Origin of the sequence: Mycobacterium botniense (assembly GCF_010723305.1) — a bacterium.
Lineage (GTDB): Bacteria > Actinomycetota > Actinomycetes > Mycobacteriales > Mycobacteriaceae > Mycobacterium > Mycobacterium botniense.
Genome location: NZ_BLKW01000001.1, coordinates 19,217 through 29,958, shown reverse-complemented (window position 1 = coordinate 29,958; position 10,742 = coordinate 19,217). Strand labels below are relative to the sequence as shown.

General features: G+C 64.4%; 4 protein-coding genes and 9 pseudogenes. 6 read left to right on the top strand and 7 right to left on the bottom strand.

The genetic code is table 11. From position 1 onward, the window contains the following. From G6N08_RS00155 to G6N08_RS00140, 4 genes and pseudogenes are all read right to left on the bottom strand, one after another. A pseudogene (locus G6N08_RS00155) lies at nt 1-466 on the bottom strand (lysophospholipid acyltransferase family protein); the annotation flags it as partial. A gap of 235 nt (nt 467-701) precedes the next feature. Then, nucleotides 702-1,444, bottom strand: a pseudogene (locus tag G6N08_RS00150) (lysophospholipid acyltransferase family protein); the annotation flags it as partial. Nucleotides 1,445-1,449: 5 nt separating this feature from the next. After that, complete coding sequence (locus G6N08_RS00145) at nt 1,450-2,223, bottom strand: lysophospholipid acyltransferase family protein (RefSeq protein WP_163753135.1); 774 nt, start codon at nt 2,221-2,223, stop codon at nt 1,450-1,452. A 6-nt stretch (nt 2,224-2,229) separates the two neighbouring features. Then, nucleotides 2,230-3,000: pseudogene (locus G6N08_RS00140) on the bottom strand (lysophospholipid acyltransferase family protein). A 184-nt stretch (nt 3,001-3,184) separates the two neighbouring features. Between G6N08_RS00140 and G6N08_RS00135 the strand changes: the two are divergent. The 3 genes and pseudogenes from G6N08_RS00135 to G6N08_RS00125 all read left to right on the top strand — a co-directional run bounded on the left by G6N08_RS00135 (nt 3,185) and on the right by G6N08_RS00125 (nt 5,624). Next, a pseudogene (locus G6N08_RS00135) lies at nt 3,185-4,722 on the top strand (Rieske 2Fe-2S domain-containing protein). Further along, nucleotides 4,719-5,068 (top strand): annotated as a pseudogene (locus tag G6N08_RS00130) (hypothetical protein). Before G6N08_RS00135 ends, G6N08_RS00130 begins: the two co-directional pseudogenes overlap by 4 nt. 73 nt (nt 5,069-5,141) lie before the next feature. Beyond that, nucleotides 5,142-5,624 (top strand): DUF2834 domain-containing protein, encoded by a 483-nt coding sequence (locus G6N08_RS00125; RefSeq protein WP_163753133.1) that lies wholly within the window; start codon nt 5,142-5,144, stop codon nt 5,622-5,624. A 9-nt stretch (nt 5,625-5,633) separates the two neighbouring features. Here G6N08_RS00125 and serS read toward each other — a convergent pair. After that, nucleotides 5,634-6,891: pseudogene (gene serS, locus G6N08_RS00120) on the bottom strand (serine--tRNA ligase). A gap of 107 nt (nt 6,892-6,998) precedes the next feature. Between serS and G6N08_RS00115 the strand changes: the two are divergent. From G6N08_RS00115 to G6N08_RS00105, 3 genes and pseudogenes are all read left to right on the top strand, one after another. Then, the gene (locus G6N08_RS00115) at nt 6,999-8,360 is read left to right on the top strand and encodes a septum formation family protein (RefSeq protein ID WP_163753131.1); all 1,362 of its coding nucleotides are present in this window, start codon (nt 6,999-7,001) and stop codon (nt 8,358-8,360) included. A gap of 4 nt (nt 8,361-8,364) precedes the next feature. Then, nucleotides 8,365-8,714 (top strand): annotated as a pseudogene (locus tag G6N08_RS00110) (metallopeptidase family protein). Between the two features lie 66 nt (nt 8,715-8,780). Next, nucleotides 8,781-8,978 carry a hypothetical protein gene (locus tag G6N08_RS00105; protein ID WP_163753127.1) on the top strand — a complete coding sequence of 66 codons (198 nt, stop codon included), beginning with the start codon at nt 8,781-8,783 and terminating at the stop codon, nt 8,976-8,978. Between the two features lie 38 nt (nt 8,979-9,016). Here the strand turns inward: G6N08_RS00105 and G6N08_RS00100 are convergent. After that, a pseudogene (locus G6N08_RS00100) lies at nt 9,017-9,704 on the bottom strand (histidine phosphatase family protein). After that, nucleotides 9,701-10,641 (bottom strand): annotated as a pseudogene (gene pheA / locus G6N08_RS00095) (prephenate dehydratase). Before pheA ends, G6N08_RS00100 begins: the two co-directional pseudogenes overlap by 4 nt. Nucleotides 10,642-10,742 lie beyond the last annotated feature (101 nt).

The following is a 10,742-nucleotide window of genomic DNA, read 5'->3' as shown; positions in this document are numbered from 1 at the left end:
TCTTTAGCCCAAATCCGCTGCACCCCAGACAATTAAGGGAACTATCGGTACGCGGGCCTCCAGCGCGCCACGCGCGCGCCGGTTTTGAACGGTCTCAGCTCAAACTCCGGCTGATCGTAGCTCTGGATGCAACCCGACGAGTTCGCCCTCCCTGAGCCGCTGCACTGCAGCCGCATATGCGTCAGCGCCGACACTGCGGTCAACCGGAATGAGTTTGGCATGCCGGATCACGTAATTGACTGCCCACACCTCCCGCATTTCCGCTTTGATCATGAATCTCAACGCCGCCGTCGCCGGTAGGCGGCGATCGAAGCGGGAGCCAGTCCACATAGCTGGTGTGGTTCAGTGCGACCACGCCGCCGCGGTCGGGAATGTTCTCTAGGCCCTCATACGTGATTGTGATCCCGTTGGCCGCGACTATCGGCGGGACGATGATTTCCATCATGCGAAAAAATGGCTCTGCCATAACGGTTTTCCCCCGTTCGCTGCTGCTGCCCAACTGCCTTAGCTGAACCGTTGCTGTGTGATCGTGGTTGTGCACCAGTGTCATCGCACGATTCATTTCCACTGCTCGCCGGCGTCACATGTGCGCCAACATCACTGATAGGTGCTGTCCCGGTGTTTCGCCGACGCGGTGCGCCGATCCGGCGGGCAAACTGCATCCGCCTAAGCCGCCCCGGCTGATGATTGCGCGGCGCCCGTTCCCGCTCGGCGCGTTGTCCTGCGCGCTCGACGATTTCGGCTTGGTCGAGCGCGTTAGCCTCCGGTGTCGGTGCGCCACCGCCAAGTCGGCGCGGCACCCAGTATGCACCGGCCGGGTGCGGGTATGACTCTTGTGTCTCGTGCAACAACGTGGTCATCGCCTCGCGCAGGGCCGTCTGGGTTTGGTCTAGCGTGGCGGCGGCGTATAGCGGCTTTCCAATGTTAACGATGATTGGAATATTGTTTCTTCCTAGTGATTTTGGGTGATCTTTAGTCCAAATACGTTGAGCTCCCCATACTATGAGCGGAATGATCGGCACGTCGGCTTCGTGAGCCATCCGGGCCGCGCCACTCTTGAACTCCCGCAACTCGAAACTGCGGCTGATGGTGCCCTCTGGATGCACGCCGATGAGTTCTCCTCACGCAGGCGCTGAACAGCGATCGCGTAAGCATCGGCTCCGGCGTTGCGGTCCACCGGGATGAGCTTGACGTGCTTGATCACAAAGTTAATCGACCGCACATGCTGTAACTCGGCTTTGATCAGGAACCGCAGACGTCGGCCTCGGTTGACCGCCGCATACGCCGCCGGAATCCAGTCCAGATAGCTGGTGTGGTTCATCGCGACCACCGCGCCACCGTGTTGCGGAATGTTTTCTTGGCCAAGAAACGTGATCCGTGCCCCGGTGGCGGCGACAGCCGCCTTGACCAGAATCTCGATGATGCGAAACACCGGCTCGGCCATTCCCGCTACCCCTCGTCCAGCCCACCCCGACCCGGACTTTGCTGTGGTGGTGCGGCCCGCGCCGCGAACTCCGCAGCGTCCATCCGGGCCGCTTCGGCTAAAGTCGGCGCACTGCCGCCCAGCCGATGCGGCACCCACCACACCCCGGGCGGATGCGGATACTCCTGCTGAACCCGGTGCAGCAAAGCGGTCATCGACTCACGAAGTGCGGCGTTCGTCTGTTCTACGCCTTCGGCGGCGCACATCGGTGCACCAACCGCAACCGCAATTGGTATTTTTTTGCGGCCCAAGTTTTTTGGGTGATCTTTCGTCCAGATCCGGTGCGCGCCCCACACGATGAGAGGAATGATCGGGACTCGTGCCTCCGCAGCCATGCGGGCCGCGCCCGTCTTGAACGGTTTCAGTTCAAAGCTGCGGCTGATCGTGGCCTCAGGATAGACCCCCACAAGTTCCCCCTCCCGCAGCCGCTGCACAGCCACGGCATATGCGTCGGCGCCCGCACTGCGGTCCACCGGAATCGTCTTGGTGTGCTTGATCAGGTAATTCACCAGCTTCACTTGCTGCATCTCAGCCTTGATCATGAATCGCAGCCGTCGGCGCCGCTGATATGTGGCCAGTGCAGCCGGTAAAAAGTCGACATAGCTGGTGTGGTTGATCGCGATCACGGCGCCGCCATGGGCGGGAATGTGTTCCACGCCGCTGAAGCTGAGGGGGCTTCCGGAGGCCGCGACGACTACCCGAGCCACAATCTCCAACGCGCGGAAAACCGGCTCCGCCATCCGCTGTTACTCCACGGCTCCGGCGGCACCACCCTGCTCCGCCCGGCGAGCTGCTCTTCTGCAGCCTCCTGGGCGTCGAGTCGGGCTGCCTCCGCCAATGACGGCGCGCCTCCCCCCAGCCGGTGCGGCACCCAGAACTCCCCTGCCGGGTGCGGCCCGTAAGCCTCCTGCACCTTCGAGCAGATGCTGCATCCGGGCCCGCAGCAGCGCAGTCAGCTCGGAGGCCGGAAGTGTCGGGGCGATCGGCTCCCCGACGGCGACCGCGATGGGGACCTTTGGGCGAAACAGTTTCTTGGGATGGTCTTTGGTCCAGATCCGCTGAGCCCCCACACGATGTGGGATGATGGGCACGTCCGCCGCCACAGCCATGCGGGCAGCTCCGCCCTTGAGTTCCTTGATTTCAAAACTGCGGCTGATCGTCGCCTCCGGATAGACACCGACCAGTTCACCGGCCTTGAGCAGCACGACCGCCGCGTCAAAGGCTGCGGCGCCGTTGTCACGGTCCACCGGGATGTGCCGGCATGCCCGCATGATCGGCCCGGCGACCTTGTGGTCGAAGACCTCCCGCTTGGCCATGAACCGCACTTTGCGCCCCAGCCCCTGCTGGTAGGCCGGCAACCCGGCGAAGGTGAAGTCGAAATAACTGGTGTGGTTGATGGCGATGACGGCCCCACCGCTGGCGGGCACATTCTCCACGCCGGTGACATGGAACTGTAAACCCTGCACTCGCCAGGTCAGGCGTGCGAGCTGGATGATCGTCGCATACACCGGCTCCACAGCGCCCAGCCTAATGCCCCGTCGGGAAGTCTTTCGGGCTCGGACGTGAGGCGGGGGTTCTGAGCAGTTCCCGCGGTTCTGCCCGGTTGCTGACCGGCCGTAGCACCAGTCCGCTCGCTAAGCTCAAAACGACGTTGCTGTCCTATCGTCCTACCCCTGCATGAAAGGTACGTGAAAGGTATTCGTGCAGCTCACCAGCATCGGCCATGCCGGATTTCTGATCCAGACCGCGGCGGGCAGCATCCTGTGCGACCCCTGGGTTAATCCGGCCTATTTCGCGTCGTGGTTCCCATTCCCGGACAACAGCACACTGGACTGGGCTGCCCTGGGTGACTGCGACTACCTCTACGTGTCACATCTGCATCGGGACCACTTCGACGCGAGGCTGCTGGCCGCGCACGTGAACAAGGATGCGGTGGTACTGCTGCCCGACTATCCGGTGCCCGACCTGCGAGACGAGCTGACCAAGCTGGGTTTCCACCGGTTTTTCGAGACCACCGACTCGGTCAAACATCGGCTCAGCGGACCTAAAGGCGAGCTTGAGGTGATGATCATCGCGTTGCGGAGCCCCGCTGACGGCCCGATCGGCGACTCGGCGCTGGTATCTCCGACGGCGAGACCACGGTTTTTAACATGAACGATGCCCGCCCCGTGGAGGTGGACATGCTGCCCGCCGAGTTCGGTCACATCGACGTGCACATGCTCCAGTACCGGGGCGATCTGGTACCCGATGGTCTACGACATGCCGGCGCGCGCAAAGGCCTTCGGCACCCAAAAGCGGCAGCGTCAGATGGACCGCGCCCGCCAGTACATCGCACAGGTGGGGCCACGGGTGGTGCCATCCGCCGGTCCGCCGTGTTTCTTGGATGCGGAGTTGCGCTACCTCAACGACGACCACGGAGATCCCGCCAATATCTTTCCCGACCAGATGGTCTTCCTGGAACAGATGTGCGCACGGCCACCACCGCGGCCTGCTCATGATTCCCGGTTCCACCGCCGACTTCACCGGTCCGGTATTGCACTCAGTGCATCACCCGCTGCCGCACGACCAGATTGAGGCCATGTTCACCACCGGCAAGGCGGCTTATCTCTCCGACTACGCCGACCGGATGGCCCCCGTCATCGCCGCGGAGAAGGCCAGTTGGGCCCCGGCGACCGGCGAGGCGCTGCTCGCCGCTGCGGGAACTGTTCGAGCCGATCATGTGGCAAAGCGACGAGATCTGCGACGGTGTGGGCTACCCAGTGGAACTGGTTATCGGTTCCGAGTCCATAGTTCTCGACTTTCCGAAACGAGCTGTGCGAGAACCGATTAACGGCGAGAAGTTTCGCTACGGCTTCGCTATCGCGCCGGAGTTGGTTCGCACTGTGCTGCGCGACAACGAACCAGACTGGGTCAACACCATTTTCCTGTCCACCCGCTTCAGGGCCTGGCGGGTCGGTGGTTACAACGAATACCTCTATACATTTTTCAAATGCCTTACCGGCGAACGGATCACGTATGCCAATGGCTGGTTCGCTGAAGCACATGATGACACTGCGTCGATCGCGTTGGACCGCTGGGAAGTTCAACGCCGCTGCCCACACCTGAAGGCTGACTTATCTAAATTCGGTGTGGTCGAAGGTAATACATTGACTTGCAACATGCATGGCTGGCAGTGGGATCTGGACACCGGCCGCTGTCTCACGGCACGCGGTCACGAGCTTCGGTGTTCACCGCTGTGAGCAAGGCGGCCAGGCGGTCCTACGACGACGGTCTCGTGCAGCTGGACGATCAAGCGATCACCCTGCGCCGCTACCACTTTCCCTCTGGCACAGCGAAAGTCATTCCACTGAACACTGTCCGCGGATACAGGGCTGAGCCACTGGGCCTGCTGCTGCACCGGTTCCGTATCTGGGGCAGCTCAGACTGCGCCGCTGGCTGCCGTTAGACGTACGTCGACCGCTGAAATCGACGTTGATCACGCTGGACGTACCGGGAACCCGGCCAAGGCCCGCATTCACCCCGGCACATCCGGCCGAGTTTATCGCATTGCTCGACGAGCTGCTGGCTGGCCGGCAGCCGTGTTGATCCTCTTCGGGTCGGTCTTCCCGGTTTTTCTGCCCTATTGACAAATCAACGAATCGGCACTGAGATGGCGCGCGTGTTCTCACTGTTGGCGCATGGTTTGCTGGGCTTGACGGTGATCGGCGCGATCGTCGTGTCGAACTGCGCTGTTTTCGCCAGGCCAACTGAGGGACCGCGGTTTTCGATGCTTGAGTGTGCATACTATTGCGTCGGTATCGCCTCGATCGTGCTGGGTTGGTATTTCAACATATGTTTCGTGCGTGATTACTCGTCTGGGGACGGCAATCCGATCTGGGGGCCCGGAAGTTGGTCGGATTACATCAGGCTGCTGTTCACCAATCCAGCCGCCAGCTCCGCCGGCCAGGACTATACGATCGCGAACGTGGTTCTGCTGCCAATGTTTAGCATTGTCGACGGCTACCGTCACGGTGTGCGGCGTCCATGGCTGTACTTTGTGTGCAGCTTGTTCACCAGTTTTACATTTGCCTTCGCGTTCTACTTCGCCACCATCGAACGACAGCGTCGTCACCGGCGGTTGAGCGCTCAGGTTCCGGGCTGACCGCAGCGCTCAGTGCGTGGGCTCCAGCAGTTCGGTGCCCACGTAGGGGACGAGTGCGTCGGGGATCCGCACACTGCCGTCGGGTTGTTGGTGATTCTCCAGTATCGCCACCAGCCAGCGGGTGGTGGCCAAGGTGCCGTTGAGTGTTGCAGCGATGTGCGGCTTTCCGTTGGGATCGCGGTAGCGCGTCGCCAGCCGGCGTGCCTGAAAGGTGGTGCAGTTCGACGTGGACGTCAGTTCGCGGTAGGTGCCTTGTGTCGGCAGCCAGGCCTCGCAGTCGAACTTCCGAGCCGCTGAGGAACCGAGATCGCCTGCGGCCACGTCGATTACCCGATAGGGCACCTCGACCTTGGCTAACATTTCGCGTTGCCAGTGCAGCAATCGTTCATGCTCGGTTTCAGCGTGGGCGGGCATGCAGTAGACGAACGCTTCCACCTTGTCGAACTGATGCACCCGGATGATGCCGCGCGTGTCTTTGCCGTGGCTGCCGGCCTCACGCCGAAAGCACGACGACCAGCCCACATAGCGCAGGGGCCCGGCGGACAGGTCAAGGATTTCGTCTGCGTGGTAGCCGGCCAGGGGAACTTCGGAAGTACCGACCAAATAAAGGTCGTCAGACTCCACGCGGTACACCTCTTCGGCGTGGGCGCCGAGAAACCCGGTACCGGACATCACCTCGGGACGCACCAGCACCGGCGGGATCATCGCGATGAACCCGTTGTCGACGGCCAACCGCATCGCCAGCTGCAAGAGCCCCAGCTGCAGCAGCGCACCCCGGCCCGTCAGGAAATAAAACCGCGAGCCGGACACTTTGGCACCGCGCTGCATGTCGATGAGCCCCAGTGCCTCACCGAGTTCGACATGGTCACGCGGGTTTTCGACGGCGGCGGGCTCACCGACGACATCCAGGACGCGATAGTCGTCTTCCCCGCCGGGGCACGTCGTCGAGGATGACGTTCGGGATCGCCAGATGGGCCGCAGTGAACGCCGCCTCGGCCTGCGCCTGAGCGGCCTCGGCGGCCTTGACCTGTTCGGCCAGTTCCCTGGCCCGCGCTAGCAGTGCCGCACGCTCGTCGCCGGAGGCGGTACTCACGTTCTTGCTCGCAGCCTTCTGTTCGGCGCGCAGTGAGTCCGCCGTGGAGATCGCCGCCCGGCGGGCGGCATCAGCGGCCAGCAAGGCGTCCACCAGAGCGGGGTCTTCGCCGCGGCTGACCTGAGAACGCCGGACCGCGTCGGGGTTATCCTGCAGCAGCTTCAGGTCGATCACGACCTTTAACCTACTTTCGGTCGCCGGGGCCGAGCGTCGCCGGCCTGGCGCCCGGAGCCAGGATCCCACATGCAACAGCTTTCACGCCGGTCATGCAGCCTGTCAGAATGGAGCGGATGCCAGACGCAACCGACCAGGACGATTCACCGGCCGCCGCTCAACAGCCGCGGGCGGCACGGCGTCGGCTGCCCTCCTGGCATGCCCTGCGCGCCACGTCGACACGACGCACCCTGCTGCTGACCGCCCTGGGTGGCCTGCTCATTGCCGGCGTGGTCACCGCGGTGCCGAGCGGCGACACCGGTCCGGGGCGGCTGGTGGGTTACATGGTCGCTAACCCGGTGCCCAGCACCGGCGTCAAGAGCAACGAAGCTTTCAACCGCGCCACCAGCGGCGACTGTCTGATGTGGCCGGAGAACCTGCCCGAGGCGGCCAGTATCGTCGAGTGCAAAGACGAACACCGTTTCGAGGTCGCCGAGTCCATCGATATGCGGACCTTCCCGGGCTCGGAGTACGGTCCCGATTCGGCGCCGCCGTCAGCTGCTCGTATCGAGCAGATCAGCCAGGAGCAGTGCGAGGCTGCGGTCCGGCGCTACCTGGGAAACCACTACGACCCCAACAGCAAGTTCAGCATCAGTATGCTGTGGTCGGGTGACCGCGCCTGGCGCCAGTCTGGTGACCGCCGCGTGCTGTGCGGCCTGCAACTGCCCGGCCCCAACAACCAACAGGCCGCTTTCCAGGGCCGGGTCGCCAACCTTGATCAATCGAAGGTCTGGCCGGCGGGAACTTGTCTCGGTATCGACCCTGCTACCAACCAACCCACCGATACCCCGGTCGACTGCGCAGGACCGCATGCCATGGAGGTCACCGGCAGTGTCAACCTCGCCGAGAGATTCCCCGGCGCGCTGCCCCCTGAACCTGAGCAGGACACTTTTATCAAAGACTCGTGCACCCGGCTGACAGAGGCTTACCTTGCCCCGGTCCAGTTGCGCAACACCACGCTGACGCTGACCTATAACACCGTCTCGCTGCCCAGCTGGGCGGCCGGTAGCCGGGAAGTTTCCTGCAGTATCGGCGCGACCCTGGGCAACGGTGGCTGGGCGACATTGCTCAACAGCGCCAAGGGTCCGCTGCTGATCAATGGCCAGCCACCCATCCCGCCGCCGGAGATCCCCCAAGAGCGGCTCAACCCGCCGCCGATCCCGGTGCCCCCCGTGCCGCTGAGCCAGGGCACCTCGACGGCATCGACCGGGCAACGGCCGGGCAACCAGCACCTGCCGCACCAACCTGCCGAGCCGGCTCCGCAGTCGCCGCCGCAGCCGGCGCCCGCCGTACCGCCATCTCCGGGTGCTGAAGCGCCACCACCGGCGGCTGCGGGTGGCGAACCCCCACCGCCGCCTCCCCCGGCGCCGATGGAAGCCCCACCGGCCCCGCCACCGCCGGCTCCGGCCGCACCCGCACCAGGAGCATGATCCGATGGCCGTGCGGATGGACCCGGGCGGTTCGACGAACTGGTTTCCCACGCACTGGACCTGATCCCGCAGGAGCTCGCCGCGGCTATGGACAACGTCGTCGTTCTCGTCGCCGAGCGCCACCCCGAAGAACCTGACCTGCTCGGACTGTACGACGGGGTAGCGCTGACCGAACGCGACTCCAGCTACGCCGGCGCGCTACCGGATACGATCACGATCTACCGGGAAGCGCTGCTGGACGCCTGTCATTCCGATGCCGAGGTTGTCGAGCAGGTGATGATCACGGTGATCCACGAGGTTGCTCACCACTTCGGGATCGACGACGACCGGCTGGAGGAACTCGGCTGGGCCTGACAATGACTGGCAATCGATGGGCGTGGCATCGACGGGTTTGTCCGCGCCGGGTGCTAAGAACAGCCCATGGGTACCAGCTGCCGCGGTTGTCGTGAAGACTTGGCTCACTGCCACGGCACCGTCATTCGCCATGCGCTGCGCCGACCGGAGTGCACTGACGACGGCTGCGACGACCCCGAGCTGATTCCGCACACCTTTGTGATCGAGTGCGACATGGTCGGCTGCGGGTGCGGTGAACCGGTCGCGCTGGCCGCCGGTATGTGATCTCGAAGGTGCCCGGCCAGCGTGGTGCCGCGAGCTGCTCAGGCCATCGGGTCGGTGTTGCAGCGCACCGCGTCGGCGATTGGAGCCGGCGCGGGCTCGGGGGAGAACGGCGGCGACAGCTCACCCCAGCGCACACAACTCCATCGGCCGTCGGTGATGGGGATCAGCACCACCGATTCAGTGTTGCCGAGATGGTGATCCAGCACGAACCCGCCGTCCACGCCGGCCAGCGCAGCGGCCGCCAGCCGGATCGCCGCACCGTGGCTCACGACGATGATGTCGCCGGTCCAGTCATGGTCGTCGAGGTAACGGATGCGCAGATCGGTGAGCACCGGCAGGTAGCGGTCCAACACGTCGCGCCCGGTTTCCCCCCCGGGTAGCGGCACCTCCAGTTCACCGTGATGCCACCGCTGGTAGATCGCGTTGAACTCGGCAACCGCTTCGTCGTCGTTGCGGTTTTCCAACCCCGACCTGCACTTCGTGGATGCCGGCGACTTCGCGGATCGGCACCCCCAGTTCGGCGCCGATCACCGCGGCGGTCTCCGCGGCTCGGGCCGCGACCGAATGGATCACCATCGCGGGCCGCGGCGAACGGGTACGCGCAAATATACGGGCCTGATCCCGACCCAGAGGTGTCAAGCTGGTTCCTGGCGGTAACGTGTCCAGCCGGCGCTCCAGGTTGCCGTAGGACTGGGCGTGCCGCACCAGCACCAAACGACCGCTCATTGCGCGGTGCCTCCGGCGGGATCCGGTTTTCCTTCCCGTAACCGGGCCAGCCAGCGGGCTGCTTCGTCGCACGGCGGTGGTTGTGCGCCCGCTAGTACACCGGTGGGCCAAGAACCGAGGTATCGCACATCGGCACAACGGCGGTGCAAGGCTTTAAGTGCCTCGGCAACCGCGTCGTCGTCGATATGGCCGACACAGTCCAGGAAAAACATGTAGGCGCCCAGTTCGGTGCGGGTGGGCCGAGACTCGATCCGGGTCAGGTCGATTCCGCGGATGCCGAACTCGCTCAGCGCAGCGACCAGGCCCCGGGCGTATTGTGGATCCGCAACACGACCGACGTCCGGTCGGCCCCGTTCGGCGGCGGCCCGGGCGGGCCGACCAGCAGGAAGCGGGTGCGGGCGTTGGGTTCATCGACGACGCCGTCGGCCAGCGCCGTTAACCCGCAGTGGTGGGCGGCCAGCGCTGAACTGACCGCGGCGTCGACCTGGCCATCGGCGACCTGCTGCGCAGCGTCCGCATTGGAGTTCGCCGGCCGCAGCTCCGCGACCGGCAGATGGGTGGCCAGCCAGTGCCGCACCTGCGCGGCCGCCATGGGAAAAGCAGCGACCGTGCGAACGTCGGCGACGGTCCGGCCGGGCTTGACGACGATGCTGAACGCCACATCCAGCGTTGTCTCGGCGAACACTTGCAGCGGCGAACCCATGGCCAGGCTGTCCAGGGTGGGCACCACAGGCCCTTCGATCGAGTTCTCGATGGGCACGCACGCGTAATCGACTACGCCGTCACGAACAGCGTCGAGTGCGGCAGGCGTGCTTTCGCTGGGCACACGCCGCACGGTAGCGGGGCCGTGGTCGGGGACCATGCCTGCGGCCGCCAGCTGCAGCAGCGCCGCTTCGGTGAACGTTCCTTCCGGGCCGAGATACGCGATGCGGACCACGACCAAACAGTAACCGGGTCGACAGAATTGCGCTGGTGCGCAGCAGAGTTTGTGTTAGCTCTGTCCGATTGACGCAGCCGGTGGCTGCCCGCTTGGCAATG